Source organism: Methylobacterium currus (assembly GCF_003058325.1).
GTDB lineage: Bacteria > Pseudomonadota > Alphaproteobacteria > Rhizobiales > Beijerinckiaceae > Methylobacterium > Methylobacterium currus.
Map to the genome: position 1 here is coordinate 4466155 of NZ_CP028843.1, position 18473 is coordinate 4484627.

Genomic DNA, 18473 nt, shown 5'->3' on the forward strand with positions numbered 1-18473 from the left:
GCTGGCGTCAGCATCGGGCCAGGACACAGCAGTCTCTCCTGTGTCCTGACCGCGATCGCCCCAACAAAAAGGGCCTCAGCAGACTTGGCGAGCAATCTCACGTATGCGCCGACTGTCCTGACACCACGTTCCAATCCGGACCGCCACCGACCACCAGCGAGCTGAAGCTGGCCTGTCCGTTCGTGATACTCTCCAAAACGTAGCCGGTCACCGCGTTGCGCTGCAGGATGTCCGACCTGCCGTCGCCGTTGAAGTCGCCGGTGCCCACGACGTTCCAGCTCGGGTCCGCGCCGATCCACTTGCCGCTGATCAGGTCACGAGTGCTCGTGTCCTGATAGATTAAGGTACCGTTGATGTTGCGCCACAGGACGTCCGACTTGCCGTCAGCATCAAAGTCGCCGATGCCGACCACGTTCCAGCTCAGATCTCCGCCGATCACCTGCGCGCTGAGAGCGGTGCCGCCACTCATCAGCGTTTGCAGCACGTGCCCGGTCTGCGCGTCGCGTTGCAGGATGTCGGTCATGCCGTCGCCGTTGAAGTCGCCGGTGCCCACCACGCTCCAGTTCGGATCGTTGCCGAGCACGCCGCTGCCGATCAGAGCAGCGCCATCCATCTCCCGCTCGACCAGGGTGCCGTCGGTGTTGCGCCACAGGACGTCCGACTTGCCGTCGCCGTTAAAGTCGCCGGTGCCCACCACGCTCCAGTTCTGGTCACCACCGATCACCTGCGCGCTGAGGATGGTACGGCCGTCCATGAGGGTCTGCAGCACGTGCCCGGTCCGGGCGTCGCGCTGCAGGATGTCGGTCCTGCCGTCGCCGTTGAAGTCGCCGGTGCCAACGACGCTCCAGTTCGGATCGTTGCCGATCGCCCCGCCGCTGATCAAGGCAGCGCTGTCCATCTCCCACTCGACCAGAGTGCCGTCGGTGTTCCGCCACAGGATGTCCGACTTGCCATCGCCGTTGAAGTCGTCGGTGAGGGCGAGCGGTGCATGGGCGAGCGTCACGCTGGTGCCGGTGGCTCCACCGACGAGCAGGTTGCCGACCGCGTCCTGGATACCGGTACCGCTCGCGTTCAGGTCGAGATGCAGCAGCCCGTTGAAGGAGGACAGGCCCGCGACGGGGACGCTATAGGTCTTGCCGCCGTCGGCGCTGACGGGAGTGCCGATAGTGGCACCCGCGATAAGGCTGCCGCTGGCATCGCGCAGGGTGAAATCGCTGGCATCCAGGCCGGTGACCACCTCTGAGAAGGCCAGCGTGTAAGTTAGCGTGCTCGCTTTGGGGCTGGTGGCTGCGGCAGTCAGGCCAGCTACGAGCGGCGCGAGCGTGTCGAAGGTGAGGGGCGGGGTGGTGCCCGCTCCACCCGGGTTGCCGGCGGCGTCCAGGTAGGTGCCGGCCGCCACGGTGATCGCAGCGGTACCGGCGTTCACCCCGGCCGCCGGCGTGAAGGTGGCCGTGCGCACTAGGCCCGAGCCCGAGAGTTCGGAGAGCGTGCCGCCGGTGACGGTGATATCGTCACGGACGAAGCTGGCGCCGGGATCCTCGCTGAAGGTGAAGCTGACAGTGGCGCTCTGGCCGGCCCGCAAGGCGCTGGCGCTCGAGCTGATCGCCAGGGTCGGGGCGATCTGATCCAGCGTCACGCTGGTGCCGGCGGCTCCGCCGGTGAGCGGGTTGCCGACGGCGTCCTGGATCCCGGTGCCGGTGGCGTTGAGGTCGAGATGGACCGGGCCGTTGGTACTCACGCCGGAGACGGTGACGCCGTAGGTCCGGCCGCCATCGGTGCTGACGGGGTTGCCGACCGTGGCGCCCGTGACGGCACGGCCGTCGGCGTCGCGCAGGGTGAAGTCGCCGGCATCGAGGCCGGTGACGGCTTCGGAGAAGGCCAGCGCGTAGGTCAGGCTGGTGGCGTTGGTCGGACCGGTCGTCGCGGTGGTCAGGCCGGCGACGATGGGGGCGGTGTGGTCGAGGGTGGTGACGCCGCCCGCAGTGAAGCCGGTCGCGGCGTTGCCGGCGGCGTCCTGGATGCCGGTACCGGCGCCCTTGAGGTCGAGTCGAAGGGTGCCATCGCCGGTCACGCCGGCGAGGGTCACGGTGTAGGTGGTGCCGCTGCCGGTGACGCTCGCGATAGTGCCGGCCGCCGTGCCGGTGCCGGTGAGCGCGAAGTCGCCGGCATCGACGCCGGTGACCGCCTCCGAGAAGGTCACGGTCTGGGTCAGGCTCGTGGCGTTGGTCGGGCCTGTGACGCTCGGGCTGATGCCGGCGACGTTGGGCGGGGTTGCGTCCACCGTCCAGGTGTAGACGGCCGGCGTCGGATCGACGTTGCCGGCGGCGTCGACGCTGCGCACCTGGAAGGTATGGCTGCCGTCGGCAAGACCCGTGTAGGTCAGCGGGTTGGTGGCAACCACGAATGCGCTGCCATCGAGCGACACCGCGTAGGTCAGGGATCCCGCGGGCGAGATATTGTCCGTCCCAATGAAGGAGAACGTTGCGCTCGATGAGCTGGACAGGGATGCCGGCCCGCCCTGGATCGTCGTGTCGGGCGGCGTCGTATCGGCGACGGTGAACGCGTAGGTTCGGCTGCCCACGTTCCCGTGCTGGTCCTGCGCGGTCGCCGTGATCGTGTGGAGGCCGAGACCGAAGATGCTGCCGGACGTCACCTGCCGGGTTTGGCCGTTGACCGTCTCGAAATACGTCAGCGTGGGGGCAGATGCATCGAGATTGTCGGCCGCCGTCACGGCGAAGGACACCGCGGCACCGGAGGCGGACGTCGCGGAGATCGTCTGGTTCCCGGACGGGACGGTGATGACCGGAGCCGTCGAGTCGGGGACCTGGGCGTAGGTCAGGGTGATGAAATTCGAGCCGTTGACATCCCCGAGCGCGTAGGTCGTGCCGCTCGACGCATCGGTCCCACGCCCGACGACGACGCGGTCGCGCAGGTCCGGCAATTGGAAATTCGATGAACCGTTTCCGCCGAAAGTCGTGCCGAGCAGCGAGTAGAGCGCCTGATACGGACTGATCGGAAGGGTCTGGCCCTGCGCCAGCATCCAGCCGCTCGGAACCTGGCTCGCATCGCCGGCGAAGACGCGGACCTCGCCGACGTAGAAATCTTCTGCCAATCCGCTACCGTCACGTTGTGGATAGATGCCATTCAACGAGATGATATAGTTCAGAACAAGACCTGGCGAGCGGTTGTCGATGGGCTGTCCGCCCCCATACTTGGCTTCCGAGGGAAGCTGGGATGGGCTCAGCGTCAGGTTTGCTTGGCCGAGGCTTTGGCCCAGGGTCGTCTGCGGCCCGACGCCGACGATGTCGCGCCCGACGAGGTTCGGAACGTTGAAGGTCGTTCGTCCATCGCCGCCATAGGTCGTGCCAAGAACCGCGAAGAGCGCCGGATAATCCGCGATCGACAGGGCGCGGCCGTCCGCCGGGATGAAGCCCTGCGGAATGTACGACGACGCGAAGCCGCTCACCTCGCCAGTAATCGTTGAGTAGCCATCGCCGTTGGATTGGATCCCATAATACAGACCAAGAGATGGCTGCTGGTTGTCGAACGGACTGTTGCCTCCTCCATAGACCCCGGGTATTTGAGAAGCATTCAGTGAGGTTAGGACCGCGCCGTTGACGGATCCCTCAAAATAAGCACTTGAGTTGCTTGCCCCAACGATGGTTCTACCCTGAAGATTAGGCAGATTGAATGACGTTCTTCCGTCGCCGCCATAGGTGACGCCGAGCAAGGCATAGAGGGCGCTGTTCTGACTGATGGAGAGAAGCTGGCCGTTGGTGGCCGGCGCGGGATCGAAGGTGGTCGCGAAGGTCCGAATTGAGCCAAGCGTGCCGCCCTGCCCTGCGGTGGGATATCCGTCGTCGCGCGAGGGGAAGTAGCCGTTCGTGAGGATGACCTGGGTCAGGGCGAGCGAGGCCTGCCTGTTGTCGAATGGTGCCGCGGCCATCGTCCCCCCCCTATCGTCCAAGATACCGGACGCGCCTGACTATCACTGTTCTAAAACGTCTTATGAATGGGCTTCTGCGGTATGTCTTCATGAAAGTCTAGTGATATCGGCTTGTGAGGTCCGTCATTCGTCTAAAAAGGGACTGAAGGGCTCGCAGTGCACGGCATTGTCATAAATCAGACAATTCTGTGGCCAACTCGCATTTTTGCTACTGGGATAGAGAAAGTCCATGTTGCCTAGGGTCAAGTCGACCACCGGCCTGCGTGTTATCTTCGAGTCTACGGAAGCGTCAGTGTCTTGCGCGACGCCGACCGCCTAACCCGAAGGCAAGTCACCCAAAGCGGATTATAGGCGCGGTGCTGCGAGGTTCGTTCGTTATTCCAGCCGTCCATAGAGGCATACCGTAGCGGACGGGTGCAAAGCCGTCCGAAAGCCCGTCCGTAAAGGTTGACTTCGACCTACGGACAGCCATTCTTGCGGGCAAGGCCCATTCGGACAGGCTTGCCGCTCCCATGCAGACGCCCCTCTACGCCCGCGTCTCAACCGCGGATCAGACCCTCGCTCACCAACGCACCCAAGCGGAGGCGGCAGGCTTCAAGGTTGACCAAGTGGTGGCAGATGAGGGGGTGTCTGGCCTCACCACCGCCTTGCAGGACCGGCCTCAGGGCCGCCGCCTGTTCGACATGCTGCGCCGAGGGGACGTGCTGGTGGTGCGGTGGGTTGATCGCCTCGGGCGGAACTACGCGGACGTGTGCGACACCATCCGGGAGTTGATGCGGAGAGGCGTCATCGTCCGCACCGTCATCAGCAACCTCACCTTCGACGGCGCCACGAAGGACCCGATGCAGCAGGCCGTGAGGGACGCCTTGATCGGCTTCATGGCAGCCACGGCGCAGGCCCAGGCGGAGGCCTCGAAGGAAGCCCAGAGGGCCGGCATAGACCACGCCAGGAGCCGCGAGGACGCCTACCGGGGCCGGCAGCCGAGCTTCACGCGGGAGCAGTTCGAGGCCGTGCAGGGGGCTCTAGTGCATTGACGCATTCAGATGATTCACGTCAGGCGTGAGGCATGCGAGTCTGAGGCATGGCTCAGACTGTCTGCGTGATTCCCAGCGCCGCCGACCTGGCGCACCTGTCCGCCATCGTCGCCGATCGGGCGCAGCCCCTCAAGCACATCCAGCGCGCCCGCATCGTTCTGCTCTCGGCCGAACGCCTCTCCGTCCTCGACGTCGCCCGCCAGGCCGGCGTCAGCCGGCCAGCCGTCTGGCGCTGGCAACAGCGCTACGCCGAAGAAGGCGTCGAGGGACTGCTGCGCGACAAGACCCGTCCGCCTGGCAAGCCGCCCCACTCCACCGACACCGTCGCCGAGGTGCTGGCGCTGACCTGCTCCGAACCGCCCGGTGAGGTCACCCACTGGACCGGCCGCGCCCTGGCGCAGGCCGTCGGGATCTCCTTACGATCGGTCCAGCGCATCTGGGACGCACACCGCCTCCAGCCACATCGGGTCCGCAGCTTCAAGCGCTCGAACGATCCAGCCTTCGCCGAGAAGGTCGAGGACATCGTCGGCCTCTCCATGGATCCGCCGCGCCATGCCGTCGTGCTCTCGCTCGACGAGAAGAGCCAGATCCAGGCCCTGGAACGCACCCGTCCGAGCCGACCCGTCACGCCAGGTCGTCCCGTCACGCCAGGTCGTCCCGAAACCCAGACCCACGACTACGTCCGTCACGGTACCACGACGCTGTTTGCCGCGCTCGACGTGCTGGAGGGCACCGTGATCGGTCGCTGCATGCAGCGTCATCGCCACGACGAGTTCCTGCGCTTCCTCAACACTATCGAGGCCGCGGTGCCGGCCGGCAAACTGATCCACGTGATCCTGGACAACTACGCCACCCACAAGCACCCGAAAGTGCGAGCCTGGCTGGCCCGGCATCCGCGCTGGATCTTCCACTTCACTCCGACCTCGGCCTCGTGGATGAACGCGGTCGAGGGCTTCTTCTCGGCCTTGACCCGGCGCAGGCTGAAACGTGGCAGCTTCAGCGGGATCGTCGACCTTCAGGCTGCGATCAACCGCTACATCACCGAGCACAACGACAGGCCAAAGCCCTTCGTCTGGACCAAGCCGGCCGCCGCCATCCTCAATGCCGTCAACGGCAACGCTGCACCATCCGAATGAGTCAGTGCACTAGCTCAGTCGGCCGGGCGGAGGCTGTTGCGCATGCTCCGTTCAGCTAGGCCTGGACGAGAAGACGTCGCTTCCCGACCGCTTCAATGATCTGATGGAGCGCGTTTCTACCGTCGCACGACAGTCGATTTAGCAGATCGTAGCCAAAACTCGCGCAGGGACGCGTGTTGGAGCGACGCATCTCGCTGCGTGGCGAAGTCCTTCGGGGTGAAGGCCGGATCGGCGATCCGGTCCGGCAGCGGCGTCAGTCCTGCCTTTATCAAACGCCTCGCCAGCACGGGCTCGCCCGGACGGTTGAGCGTCTCCACGCCGACGAGGCAGCCATCCCGATGGCACTCGACGGCGTAGCCGGATCCCGGGCCCTGGCGAGCCACGGCCGTGTCATGCGGCGGTGTGACCCGCGATCTGAAGCTTGAGGTTGCCCGGGTGGCTCCAGAACCATGGGACCGCCGTATGGGTCGGCCGGTCAGCCGCGCTGCAACGCCGCGCGCTCCGTCCACCGCGTCGGAGACCGGCCCGGCACGGGCCGTCCATTGAGGAAGATCAAGGCGGTGCTGGAAGCGGGTGCCATGCTGCGACGGGACCCGGCGTCTCCGCCGCGCCGTGGTCAGGCTCAGCGCGGGGGCGTCTCTTGCCGGGAACCTTGCCGAGGACCTTGCCGGGAACGGTTCTTCCGGTCAGCCCGACCGCCGATCCGGCGCCGGCGGCGGCCGCGTCGGTCATGGGCGTGATCGGGTCGCTCCTGGGCGAACTGCACCCCGATCGCCGCCGGGCGGTCCCGGTCGACCTCGACAGCGACCTCGAACGGGACCTCGGCCTCGACAGCCTCGGGCGGGCCGAGCTCCTCCTGCGTCTCTCGCGCACCTTCCGGGTCTCGCTGCCGGCGCGCCTGATCGGCGAGGCTGCGACCCCCGCCGACCTGCTCGCCGCGATCCAGGCGGCCGGCATGGCCCGGATCGTCCGGGTGGCCGCATCGGGGGAGGGGACATTGCCTCCGGCGGCCGAGCCGCATCGGGCCGCGACCCTGATCGAGGTGCTCGCCTTCCACGTCCGCCATCATCCGGACCGGCCGCATCTCCGGCTCTTGCAGGAGGGCGGATCCGAGACCGTCCTCTCCTATGCGGAACTCGACCGACGCGCCCGCCGCGTCGCGGCCGGCCTCCTCGGCCGCGGGCTCGCGGGCGGCGACCGGGTCGCGATCATGCTGCCGACCGGGCCCGGCTTCTTCACGGCCTTCCTCGGGATCCTCCTGGCGGGCGGCGTGCCGGTGCCGCTCTATCCGCCGTTCCGGCGCACCGGGATCCAGGACCACCTGCAGCGCCAGGCCGGCATCCTGGCCAATGCCGCCCCGGAGATCCTGATCGGAAGCGCCGAGCTCGGGCCCTTCGGCCGGCTCCTGCGCGACCGCGTCGACACGCTGCGGGTGCTGACGAGCGTGGAGGAGCTGGCCGCCGCCGACCCGCTCGCCGCCGCCGTTCCGGTGACGGGCGCGAGCCTCGCGCTCATCCAGTACACGTCGGGCAGCACCGGCGACCCGAAGGGCGTGATGCTGACCCATGCCAACCTGCTGGCCAATATCCGCGCCATGGGCGAGGCGCTCGGCGCCTCGTCGTCGGACGTGGTGGTGAGCTGGCTGCCGCTCTACCACGACATGGGGTTGATCGGCTGCTGGCTCGGCAGCCTCTATTTCGGCGCGCGGGCGGTGATCCTGTCGCCGCTGGCCTTCCTGGCGGATCCGGCGGCGTGGCTCCGGGCGATCCACCAGCATCGCGGCACGATCTCGGCCGCGCCGAACTTCGCCTACGAGCTCTGCCTGCGCGCCCTGCGCGACGAGGACCTGACGGGGCTCGATCTCGGCTCCCTGCGCGTCCTCACCAACGGGGCCGAGGCGGTGAGCCCCCACACGCTAGCGCGGTTCGCGGAGCGCTTCGGCCCTCACGGCCTGCGGGCGTCGGCCCTCGCGCCGGTCTACGGCCTCGCCGAATGCGCGGTCGGCCTTGCCTTTCCGCCCCTCGGCCGCGGCCCGCGCATCGACTGGATCGATCGCGCGGCGCTCGCCCGCGAGGGCGCAGCCCGGACGGCGCCGCCGGGTGCGCCTGGCGCCGTCGGGTTTCCGGCCTGCGGGGGCCCCCTGCGCGGCCACCAGATCCGCGTCGTCGACGAGGCCGGGCACGAGCTGCCCGAGCGCCGGGAGGGCCGCCTGCAGTTCCGGGGCCCCTCGGCCACGACCGGCTACTTCCGCCGGCCCGACCTGACCCGCACCTTGTTCTGCGGCGACTGGCTCGAGAGCGGCGACCTCGCCTACCTGGCGGGCGGCGAGGTCCACGTCACCGGGCGGACCAAGGACATCATCATCCGGGCAGGCCGCAAGATCCATCCGCACGAGATCGAGGCGGCGGCGGGCGAGGTCGAGGGCGTGCGCAAGGGCTGCGTCGCGGCCATTGCCAGCCGCGACCCGCGCACCGGGACCGAGCGCCTGATCCTCGTGGCCGAGACGCGCCTGACGGAGCCGGACGCACGGGCGGACCTGCACGGCCGGCTGATGCGGGCCACCGCCGCCCTGCTCGACCAGCCGCCCGACGAGATCGTGCTGTGCCCGCCCCACACCGTGCCCAAGACCTCGAGCGGCAAGATCCGCCGCGCGGCCCTGCGGGCGCTCTCCGAATCCGGTGACCTCCGCGGTCCACGACCGGGCCCGCGGGGCGAGCTTGCCCGTCTGGCCCTCGGCAGCCTCCGGGCGCGGCTGCGGCGGAGCGCCCGGCTCGCCGGCGAGGCGGCCTACGCCGCCGCCTGGTGGGGGCTCGTGGTCGCGTTCGGCGCCGTCCTGTGGCTGCTGGTCCTCGTCCTGCCGACGCGGCCTGCGCGCCACGCCGCCCTGCGGTCGGGCCTGCGGGGATTCTTCCGGCTCGCCGGGATGCCGCTCCTGACCGAGGGCGGTCCCGTGCCGCCCGGGGCGCTCGTCGTGGCCAACCACGCGAGCTACCTCGATGCGGCGGTCCTCGCCGCGATCCTGCCCGGCACCCCGGCCTTCGTCGCCAAGCACGAGCTGGCCGGCCAGCGCGTCGCCGGCCCGTTCCTGCGGCGCCTCGGCGCGGCCTTCGTCCATCGCGGCACGGCGGAGGGAGTCGCCGATGCGGGCACGCTCATCGACCGGATCCGGGCGGGCGAGCAGCTCGTAGCGTTTCCCGAGGGCACCTTCACCCGCGCGCCGGGCCTGTGCGGCTTCCATCTCGGCGCCTTCGCGGCGGCCTGCCGGGCGGGCATCCCCGTCGTGCCGGTGGCGATCGCCGGCACGCGCTCGCGGCTGCGGGCCGACCAGTGGTTTCCCCGGCGCGGGACGATCCGCGTCGCCATCGGCGCGCCGGTCGCCCCGGACGGCACCGACTTCCCGGCGGCGATCCGCCTGCGCGATGCGGTGCGCGGGGTCGTCCTGGCGCAGTGCGGCGAGCCGGACCTCGGCGCCGGCACGACCGCCGCACCCGGCACGGAGGCCTGAGTCATGGCGGTGCACGGCAAGCCTCCGATCCCGGCCGCCGGCCCGTCCGGCGGCGAGGCGCCGGACACCATCCCGGCCCTGCTGCGCAGCCAGGCCGCCCGCCGGCCGCGCGGCGCGGCCTACGCGGCGTTTGATCCCGCCACCGGCCGTCTCGCCTATCACGACTGGGCCGGAACGGCGGCGCAGGTCGCCGCCCGGGCCGCCGCGCTCGCCCGCGAGGGCGTGACGGCGGGCGAGCGGATCGCCCTCTGGCTGCCGAACGGCCTCGACTGGGTGTGGTTCGATCAGGCGGCCCTGTCGCTCGGCCTGGTGGTGGTGCCGCTGTTTCCCGACGAGGCGCGGGCGACGATCGCGGCTTTGCTCGCCGATTCCGGAGCCTGCCTCGTGGTCGTGGCGCATCCGCAGGCGTGGCAGGACCTCGGTCGGCACGCGGCGAGCCTCGCCGCGGTGCGCCGCGTGATCGCGGTCGGAGGCGCGCCCGGTCCCGAGGCCGACCCGCGCCTGCGGGCCCTCGGCCCCTGGCTCGCGGAGGCCGGGGGCTCGCCGGTCCGTCCCGTGGCGATCGGTCCCGACACGCTGGCGACCCTGGTCTACACCTCCGGCACCACCGGCCGGCCCAAGGGGGTGATGCTGAGCCACCGCAACCTCTTGTCGGTCGCGGAGGCGGTGCTGGCGCGCAACCCGGGGACCGAGCGGGACGTCTTCCTCTCCTACCTGCCGCTCGCCCACATCTTCGAGCGGGTGGTCGGCTGCGTCCTGCCGCTGATCCTCGGCGCGCCGGTGGTGTTCGCCCGCTCGGTCGCACAACTGCCCGAGGATCTGCGCATCGCCCGGCCGACCGTTCTCCTCGTCGTGCCGAGCGTGCTCGACCGCCTGCACCGGACCGTGACCGAGCGGGCCGCGCGGGCCGCGCCGACGCGCCACCTGCTCCGGGCCGCCATCGCCCTCGGCTGGGACCTCTACGCCGCGCGGCGCGACGGCCGGCCGCTCGGGCTCGCCCGCAGGGTCGCGGGCGCGGCCCTGCGGGCCGTCGCAGCGTGGCCGCTGCGCCGCGCCTTCGGCGGGCGCCTGCGGCTCGCGGTCTCGGGCGGGGCGCCGCTGCCGGAGGACGTCGCGCGCTTCTGCCTCGCCCTCGGCCTGCCCCTCGTCGAGGGCTACGGCCTGACCGAGGCCGGCTCGGCGGTCACGGCCTTCGCCCTCGGCCGCACCGTCCCGGGCTCCGTCGGGTCGCCCCTGCCCGGCATGGATATCCGCTTCGCCGAGAGCGGCGAGATCCTGGTGCGTTCGCCCGGCGTGATGTGCGGCTACTGGCGCCAGCCGGCGCTCACCGCCGAGGCCCTGCGCGGCGGCTGGCTGCATACCGGCGACCTCGGCGAGTTGCGCGACGGGTGCCTCGTCGTCACCGGCAGGATCAAGGAACTCATCGTCCTGTCGAACGGCGAGAAGGTCTCGCCCGAGATCGTCGAGGCGGCGATCACCCGCGATCCGCTCTTCCGGCAGGCGATGGTGGTGGGGGACGGCCAGCCGCGCCTGTCGACCCTCGCGGTGGCCGATCCGGCGGAACTCGCGCGGCTCGCGCGCGGCCTCGGCCTCGATCCGGCCGAGGCGGGCGTCCTCGACCGCCCGGACATCCGGCGGGCCGCCCTGGTCCGGATCGCCCGGGCGCTCGGCGATCACCCGCGCGCGGTGCGCGTGCAGGCCGTGCGCCTTCTCCTGGAGCCCTGGACCGTCGAGGACGGGCTGGTCACGCCGACCCGGAAGCTGCGCCGCACCGCCTTGCGCGAGCGGTTCGCCGGCGCGCTCGCGGGCCTGCACGAGGAGACGGCGCTCCCCGAGCGCCGCCGCGACCTCAACGCGTCGCCGGCCGGTCCGCCTTGAGGCTGAGGATGTAGTCGATGATCGCGTCGCGCTCGTCCCGCTCAAGCTGCAGGCTCGGCATCCGCTGGTGATGGTTCTGCAGGAAGACGCTGAGGGCGAGGCCGGTCGTCGACGGCATGGTGGCGATGCCGATGAAGGACGGCCCGACGAACCCCCCGGCCGCCTGCTCGCGGCCGATCACATGGCACCGGCTGCAGAGCTGCATGGCGAGGATCCGGCCGCGGGCCGCATCGGCACCGGCGGCGGGCAGACAGGTGCCGGCGGTGAGCATGACGGCAAGGAGGGCTGCCGGGAGGGAGACGGACTGTCGGACGCTCATGATGCCCTCGCGAGTCGGAGACGCGTCGCGGCGGACCCCGCGGCCACCGCCCCGAGAACGACATGCGCCCAGGTGGCGGCGTCGTTCGCCGCGAAGCCGAACAGCCAGGGCGCGAGGACCGTCCCGCCCCCGAGGATGACGACCGCCCGCTCGATCGCCGGGCGGATGCGGGCCGGATCGATGCCCGAGAGCACGAGGACCATCAGGCCCGGCGGCAGCGCGGATGCCGCCGCCCGGGCATGGCCGGCGACGATCAGCACCCACGCGGCGACGAGCAGCGCGGTGCCGGCCGCGTGCTGCAGGGCGGCGAGCAGGATCTCGTCCGTCCGGGGAGGCCAGGGGGGCTCGATGTGGGATCGGTGCATCGGATGCTCCATCCGGCTTCGGCCGCCACCCTGTCGGCGGCGTCGAGGGCGGAGGATACCGACCCTGGACGGGATGCGGATGATCTGGATCAACGTGGGCCGGCGCCGGCGGCGGCTGGCTGGGCCGGTGACGTCGTGCCGCCGCGAAGGCGGGGTCGCTTCTTGGCCGTGGCGGCCGATGTCACCGGCGGGCCGGTCGTGAGGTGGAGGATGGCCGGCCCGCTGACGTCGGCCGCACACGCTCCCGGAGCGACGGCCCGCCTCGCGCGAAGAACCGCCTCTCGCAAGTGTCCCGAGGATCGGCATGGTGCGCGCGACGCCGGCCCGGGACAGCCGGTCGCCCAGGCTCCAGGCCCACCGTCCGGACGCCTCGCCGGGGACGGCGCCCGCACCCCTGTCGAGGACAGGGCTCGGGCAGGCCCGGGATCGACGGGGCCGCCGATCCATCTCGCCGGTCCATCGCGCATGGTCGATGCTCAGCGCAGAAGTCCGAGACCTTGGGCTTGGCAGTGAGGCGAGACCGGAACCGACGGTCGCGTCCAACGACGGTCGGCCTCGCTCCGGTCCCCAGGCTACTGGCACATGGGAAGCTTGGTCTCTTACCTTCGCGACAGATGCAGACCTGTCGACAGGAGAGATTCGCCGGAAGGGGTAAATCCTCCTGTCGGCTCGGACAGGCGGGAGAACACTGATTCCGAATGCGATGGCCTGCTCCGGTCCCTGGGCGTCGGACCGTCTGCGCCGCTTGGTGAAGGTCGCCGTGCCGGCGGTCACGGCCGTGTCGCAGCCATGCCCGCGGCCGAAGGAGGCCGGGCCCCGGACGGCGACGTCGTCGACGCCGAAGATCCGGTCGCGATCGGCCCGCCCGCCGGCAGCTGCGCGAGGAGGTGGTCGAGCCCCTGCAGGCTGAGCTCCCGGGGAGGTTCCGTCATGGCGAGGCCCGATCCCCGTGCCGGCCCGCCGGCAGGAAGCGCGCGAACCAGTCGCAGGCGAGCCGCGCCACCTCGTCGAGGGCGCCCGGCTCCTCGAACAGGTGCGTCGCGCCGGGCACGATCGAGAGCTGGGTCGGGCACGTCATCCGGCCCTGCGCCGCCCGGTTCAGCGCCAGCACCTCGACATCCCGCCCGCCGACGATCAGGAGGGTCGGCGCGACGACGCGCGGAAGCGCGGCGCCCGCGAGGTCGGGCCGCCCGCCGCGCGACACGACGGCCCGGATGCGCTCCGGGCGCTCCGCCGCCGCGACGAGGGCCGCCCCCGCCCCCGTGCTCGCGCCGAAGCATCCGCAGGGCAGGTCGCCGAGGCCCGGCTCCTTGGCGGTCCAGTCGGTGATCGCGGCGAGCCGCGCGGCCAGGAAGCCGATGTCGAAGCGCAGATGTCCCGTGACGCGGTCGGCGCGCTCCTCCTCGGGCGTCAGGAGGTCCGCGAGCACGGTCGCGAACCCGGCCGCTTCGAGCCGTCGCGCGACGCCCCGGTTGCGCGGGCTGAAGCGGCTGCTGCCCGATCCGTGCGCGAAGACGACCACGCCGCGCGCGAGGGCGGGCCGGCCGAGGCAGGCGGCGAGGATCGCGCCAGGAACGGCGATCGTCGCCTCGCTCGGGGTGGGAAGGGAGGTCTGGTCCATCGCCGGTCTTCCGTGCGCGCAGTGCCGTCACAATCCGGCCGGGAAGGTCTCCGGAACCTCGCCGGCCTCCCAGGCGACGCCCGTCTCCAGGGGCTCGATCGCCCGCGTCTCGTCGAGATGCAGCACGGCCTCGAACTGCTCGGGCAGGCGGGCCTCGACGTAATGGCTCTGCCGCTCCGTCTCCGGGCGGTAGATGACCCCGATCGCCCGCTGGAGCCGGCCCTCGTGCAGGGCGGCGGCGGCCCGCGTCCCGGGCGCCGGGATCAGGCAGAACCGGCCGAGGCCGAGGGCGTGGAACAGGGCCTCGTGGCTGCCGGGCAGGGCCGGGCGCACGCGCTTGCGCTCGACCGGCGCCCCCCAGTCCGAGGCGGCCGCGACGGTACCGGAATAGGTCGTGAAGCCGATCCGCACCACGGCGCGGCCGTGGCGCTCGCGCAGGAGCTGGCCGAGGTTGATCTCGCCGCGCGCGCCCATCTGCGTCGCGCGCGCATCGCCGAGATGCGAGTTGTGCGCCCAAATCGCGACCTTCGCGGCGCGGCCCGAGCGGCCGAGATGGGCGATGAGCGCCCCGATGCAATCCGCCATGTGGGTGTCGCGCAGGTTCCAGGACGAGACCTCGCGCAGGAACATCGTGCGGTAGTATTCCTCCGCCGTCCGGACCACGCTCGCGTTCTGCTCGGCGGAGAACAGCTCGTCGCGGTCGGCGCTGCCGGTCCGGGCCAGGCTGTCGGCGGCCCGGCGCTGCAGCGCCGCGAGCTGCGCGACGACCTCCGCCTCGCAGGAGGGGGCGAGCTTGAGGCCGGTCATGAAGCCGTAGACTTGGGAATCCTCGCCGAACCGGTCGAAGCAGGCGTAGCGGGCCCGCGCCTGCGCGGCCGCTGCCGGATCGACCGCCGCGAGGGTGGTCACCACCGCCTTCATCGAGGCGTGCAGGCTGTAGAGGTCGATGCCGTAGAGTCCGACCCGGCCCTCCTCCGGCTGCGTGGCGTTGTGGCGGCGCAGCCATTCGACGAAGGCGACCATCTCGGTGTTGCGCCATAGCCAGGTCGGGAAGCGGCGGAAGCCCGAGAGCGCCTCGACCGCGTCGAGATCCTCGCTCTCGCCGCGCACGTAGCGGTTCACCCGCCAGGCGTCGGGCCAGTCGGCCTCGATCGCGACGGCGCCGAAACCCTTCTCACGGATCAGGCGCTTCGTGATCTCGGCCCGCTCGCGGTAGAAGTCCTGCGTGCCGTGCGTCGCCTCGCCGAGGAGCGCGAGCCGCGCCTCCCCGATCAGCTCCATCAGCGCGTCGTAGTCGCGGGGCCCGCCGGTCAGGCGGATCGCCTCCTGCCGGAGGGCGGCGACGAGCGCCGGATCGTCCGCCGGGACCGGATCGTCGGCGTCGCCTTCGGGCTTGGCCGCGGCGCCCCCGTCGCCGAGAAGCCGCCGGACCTCCTCGTCGCTCGTCTGGGCGAAGTCGGCGTAGGAGGCGCCGACGAAGCGGAACGGCTCGGGGCTGTCGATGCAGACGACGGCGTCGGCCTCGCGCTTGAGCCGCGCCAGCGTCTCGCGCGAGGCCGTCGGCACCGCGACGACGAGGTGCGCCGGACGGCGCAAGCGCACCGCCTCGATCGCCGCCAGCATCGTGGCGCCGGTGGCCAGGCCGTCATCGACGAGGATCACCGTCCGGCCGCGCAGGTCGGCCGGCGCCCGCCCGCCCCGGTAGAGGCGCTCGCGCCGCTCCAGTTCGCGCTGCTCGCGGGCCGCGACGGCATCGATCGCATGGGGCGGGATCCGCAGGGCGTCGACCAGGTCGGCGTTGAGCGTGCGGATCCCGCCGCTCGCGATCGCCCCCATGGCGAGTTCCTCGTTGCCGGGCACGCCGAGCTTGCGCACCACGAACACGTCGAGGGGGGCCCGCAGCGCGCGGGCGACCTCGGCCGCGACCGGGACGCCGCCGCGCGGCAGCGCCAGGACGGTCACGTCCGGGTCGGAGGCGTAGGCCGACAGCCGGCCGGCGAGGGCGCGCCCGGCATCGGCGCGATCGTGAAAGGCGGGTTTGCGCATGCCTGCCTCCGCTCTGGCATCGAGCCGGGTCCCCTCCACGGGGGACCGGCCCGGGGACGCAGCCTAGGCGCGAGCGTCCGGCGGCAGGTTGCGCTGGATCAAGTCGGCACCGGCCCGCAGGCCTATCCTCGCGGACGCACGGTCGAGCGGGCACGCCCCCCGCGCCGTCCCGCCGCATCTTTCCGCCCGCGGCCGACCGAGTCCGGAGGATCCCGCATGCGCGCCCAGCCCCTCGCCCGTGAGATCATGTCGCGGCAGGTCGTCGGCATCCGCGCCGACGCGACCGTCGCCCAGGCCATCGACCTGATGCTGGACCGGCGGCTCAGCGCGCTGCCCGTGACGGACGGGGAGGGCGGATTGGTCGGCATCGTCAGCGAGGGCGACCTTCTGCGCCGGTCCGAGCTCGGCACCGAGCGGGAGCGGCCGCGCTGGCTGCAATACCTGCTCAGCCCCGGGCGGTTGTCCGCCGAATATGCCCGCGCCTACGGCAAGCGGGTCGACGAGGTCATGACCCGTGAGGTGGTGACGGTCGGCGAGGAGGCCTCCGCCGCCGAGATCGTCGCCCTGATGGAGCGCCACCGCATCAAGCGCCTGCCGGTGACGAGCGCGGGCCGGATGGTCGGCATCGTCGCCCGCGCCGACCTCATGCGGGCGCTGGCCGATGCGATGCGGGCGCCCGCTCCGCCGGCAACGCCCCGCAGCGACGCCGACATCCGCCGCGACATCCTGGCCGAGTTCGTGCGCGTGCCATGCATCCCCGCGGCGCAGATCGCCGTCGCGGTCCGCGACGGCGTCGTCGACCTGGCGGGGGCCCTCACCGACGAGCGGGAGCGCGGCGCCGTTCACGTCGCGGTGGAAGGCGTGCCGGGCGTGACCGGCCTGCACGACCACATGATCCTGATCGAGCCGCTCTCGGGCGAGATCATCTTCGTGCCGGACGAGGCTCCCCGGCCCGCGGACGGGCCCGCCCCCTGATCGCGCTGGGGCAAGAGGGCGTGGGCAAGAGGGCGTGCAGGCTGATCGCGTCCCTCTCCAGGCCCCGTCCCGCCGAAGCATCGCCCGCCCGGCCGCCGCACGGGACGGCGAGCCCGGTGCCGGCCGCCGGTCTCGCCCTGTCTCAGGCCGTCGTCCCGGCTTCGCCGCCTTCGGTCCCGAACGTGGACCGAGTGGGTGGGACGGCGGACGGGCAAGCGCGCATCGTCCGTCTCGCGCTGCCCACAGCCATGGCCATCGAGGCGTCGATCGCCGGGCTCGCCGGCCCGGGCGGCCGGGGCGTCGATGCAGGAAGGGAGGCAGGGACGACCGCGCGGGAGCCGACGGGCCCCGCCGATCGGCGGCGGCCACAAGGCCGTTACGGCGCCTCTCCGCCCTGGCCCGGGGCGAACTGGTCCATCGTCGCCACGCCTCTCCGCCGATCCCTGCGCCACGCGCTCGGCGTCGTTCCGGTCCAGCGCCGGAACGCGTGCGTGAAGGCGGCAGGCTCCGAGAAGTCGAGGGCGGCGGAGATCTCCGCCAGGCCGAGATCGGTATCGGCGAGCAATTGCCGCGCGACGGCGAGGCGGGTCTCGTTCGCCACCGACCGGTAACAGGTCCCCGCCGCCTTCAGGCGCCGGCTCAGCGTTCGCCGGTGGACCGCCATCGTCTCCGCGGCCCGCTGCGCGCTGAGTCGCCCCCGGATCAGGATCGTCCTGAGATGACGGCGCAGCTCGTCCGTGAGGTCGCCGGCCGCGGCCCGGCACAGGCGGCGCTCGGCGATCCTGCGCAGGGCCGGGTTCGCGCCGCCGACCGGATGCCCGAGGAGCGCCGCCGGGAAGACCAGCGCGGCGATCTCCTGCTCGAAGCGCACGGGGGCGCGGAAGACGTCCGCGTAGGGCTTCGTGTCCTGCGGCTGCCGGCGCGGCACCAGCACCTCGTCGGGCGCCCAATCCGGCTCGCCGAGGGCGCGCACGACGTTCGTCATCGCGGTGAGCGCCCGCTCGCAGTGAAGCGCGATGCCGTCGGCGTCCGGTTCGTAAGGCGCGTAGCAGGCGACGGCGACCGGCCCCTTTACCATGACATCGATGACGGCGCCGCGATCGAAGAGGCCCTGATGCAGCGCGAGCGCCCGCAGGGCATCGCCGAGCGTGTGCGTGTTCCGCATCAGCACGCCGAGCTGCCCGAGGGAGGCCAGGGTCGTGCGCTGCCCGACGAGGAGGCCGAAATGGGGGCAGCCGCTCCTGTGCGCGGCAGCGACCATCAGACGGCCGAGCGCGGAGAACGAGACTGCATCGTCACGCCCGAGGCCGTGCGGATCGATGCCGCTCTGCGCGAGCAGCCGATCCGGCGCGATCCCGAGCGCGGCCAGGGTCTTGCACACCGCCTCGACGGCACTGCCGGAGACGAAGCCGAGGGCGATCGGCGGCCCATAGGCGCCGTCTCCACCAGCATCCTTCCGTGTCGATCGCTCGCGGCCCACGGAGAGCAACGTCGTCATGCCCGTACCTCCCAATCCTGCCTCATGACCATCCCGCGGAAGCGCCGGGGCCGAGCCTTCCGGTGTGATGCAGACCGGCATGATGTGAAGTATTCCGGCCGCGGAAAGTCTATTTTGACAATCTTATCGTGTCGTGAAGCGCAATTTGCT

At 71.5% G+C, this 18473-nt stretch carries 11 protein-coding genes and 1 pseudogene; 5 read left to right on the forward strand and 7 right to left on the reverse strand.

Annotated features, from left to right (window positions below):
• Positions 1 to 97: 97 nt before the first annotated feature.
• Positions 98 to 3946 (reverse strand): tail fiber protein, encoded by a 3849-nt coding sequence (locus tag DA075_RS20770; RefSeq protein ID WP_099954834.1) that lies wholly within the window; start codon positions 3944 to 3946, stop codon positions 98 to 100.
• Positions 3947 to 4458: 512 nt separating this feature from the next.
• Between DA075_RS20770 and DA075_RS20775 the strand changes: the two are divergent.
• Both DA075_RS20775 and DA075_RS20780 read left to right on the forward strand, forming a co-directional pair.
• Positions 4459 to 4971 (forward strand): annotated as a pseudogene (locus DA075_RS20775) (recombinase family protein); the annotation flags it as partial.
• 56 nt (positions 4972 to 5027) lie between these two features.
• On the forward strand, positions 5028 to 6116 hold the full coding sequence (locus tag DA075_RS20780) for an IS630 family transposase (RefSeq protein WP_164712424.1): 1089 nt from the start codon (positions 5028 to 5030) through the stop codon (positions 6114 to 6116).
• Positions 6117 to 6232: 116 nt separating this feature from the next.
• On the opposite strand, the gene DA075_RS38600 is transcribed toward DA075_RS20780, so the two are convergent.
• Positions 6233 to 6625, reverse strand: coding sequence for an oxidoreductase C-terminal domain-containing protein (locus DA075_RS38600; protein ID WP_420813064.1), 393 nt, complete (start codon positions 6623 to 6625; stop codon positions 6233 to 6235).
• Between the two features lie 155 nt (positions 6626 to 6780).
• On the opposite strand from DA075_RS38600, the gene DA075_RS20790 reads away from it, so the two are divergent.
• Positions 6781 to 9621 (forward strand): AMP-binding protein, encoded by a 2841-nt coding sequence (locus DA075_RS20790; RefSeq protein ID WP_244936254.1) that lies wholly within the window; start codon positions 6781 to 6783, stop codon positions 9619 to 9621.
• Between the two features lie 3 nt (positions 9622 to 9624).
• Positions 9625 to 11499, forward strand: a complete 1875-nt coding sequence (locus DA075_RS20795; RefSeq protein ID WP_099954837.1) for an AMP-dependent synthetase/ligase — start codon at positions 9625 to 9627, stop codon at positions 11497 to 11499.
• On the opposite strand, the gene DA075_RS20800 is transcribed toward DA075_RS20795, so the two are convergent.
• The 4 genes from DA075_RS20800 to DA075_RS20815 all read right to left on the reverse strand — a co-directional run bounded on the left by DA075_RS20800 (position 11471) and on the right by DA075_RS20815 (position 15850).
• On the reverse strand, positions 11471 to 11818 hold the full coding sequence (locus DA075_RS20800) for a c-type cytochrome (protein ID WP_099954838.1): 348 nt from the start codon (positions 11816 to 11818) through the stop codon (positions 11471 to 11473). The two genes, DA075_RS20795 and DA075_RS20800, sit on opposite strands and share 29 nt — an antisense overlap.
• Complete coding sequence (locus DA075_RS20805; RefSeq protein WP_099956707.1) at positions 11815 to 12183, reverse strand: SPW repeat protein; 369 nt, start codon at positions 12181 to 12183, stop codon at positions 11815 to 11817. Before DA075_RS20805 ends, DA075_RS20800 begins: the two co-directional genes overlap by 4 nt.
• A gap of 928 nt (positions 12184 to 13111) precedes the next feature.
• Positions 13112 to 13804, reverse strand: coding sequence for a dienelactone hydrolase family protein (locus DA075_RS20810; protein WP_099954839.1), 693 nt, complete (start codon positions 13802 to 13804; stop codon positions 13112 to 13114).
• A gap of 27 nt (positions 13805 to 13831) precedes the next feature.
• Positions 13832 to 15850, reverse strand: a complete 2019-nt coding sequence (locus tag DA075_RS20815; RefSeq protein WP_099954840.1) for an erythromycin esterase family protein — start codon at positions 15848 to 15850, stop codon at positions 13832 to 13834.
• A gap of 216 nt (positions 15851 to 16066) precedes the next feature.
• Here DA075_RS20815 and DA075_RS20820 point away from each other — a divergent pair, with 216 nt between their 5' ends.
• Entirely contained in the window at positions 16067 to 16825 is a 759-nt protein-coding gene (locus DA075_RS20820; protein WP_099954841.1) for a CBS domain-containing protein, read from the forward strand.
• 376 nt (positions 16826 to 17201) lie between these two features.
• Here the strand turns inward: DA075_RS20820 and DA075_RS20825 are convergent, their stop codons facing one another.
• Positions 17202 to 18323, reverse strand: a complete 1122-nt coding sequence (locus DA075_RS20825; protein ID WP_099954842.1) for an AraC family transcriptional regulator — start codon at positions 18321 to 18323, stop codon at positions 17202 to 17204.
• Positions 18324 to 18473: the final 150 nt, after the last annotated feature.

Coding starts and splice junctions, on each gene's coding strand:
- DA075_RS20825 (WP_099954842.1), bottom strand. CDS start 18,323: ATGACGACGTTGCTCTCCGTGGGCCGCGAGCGATCGACACGGAAGGAT.
- DA075_RS20815 (WP_099954840.1), bottom strand. CDS start 15,850: ATGCGCAAACCCGCCTTTCACGATCGCGCCGATGCCGGGCGCGCCCTC.
- DA075_RS20800 (WP_099954838.1), bottom strand. CDS start 11,818: ATGAGCGTCCGACAGTCCGTCTCCCTCCCGGCAGCCCTCCTTGCCGTC.
- DA075_RS20805 (WP_099956707.1), bottom strand. CDS start 12,183: ATGCACCGATCCCACATCGAGCCCCCCTGGCCTCCCCGGACGGACGAG.
- DA075_RS20780 (WP_164712424.1), top strand. CDS start 5,028: ATGGCTCAGACTGTCTGCGTGATTCCCAGCGCCGCCGACCTGGCGCAC.
- DA075_RS20770 (WP_099954834.1), bottom strand. CDS start 3,946: ATGGCCGCGGCACCATTCGACAACAGGCAGGCCTCGCTCGCCCTGACC.
- DA075_RS20810 (WP_099954839.1), bottom strand. CDS start 13,804: ATGGACCAGACCTCCCTTCCCACCCCGAGCGAGGCGACGATCGCCGTT.
- DA075_RS20820 (WP_099954841.1), top strand. CDS start 16,067: ATGCGCGCCCAGCCCCTCGCCCGTGAGATCATGTCGCGGCAGGTCGTC.
- DA075_RS20795 (WP_099954837.1), top strand. CDS start 9,625: ATGGCGGTGCACGGCAAGCCTCCGATCCCGGCCGCCGGCCCGTCCGGC.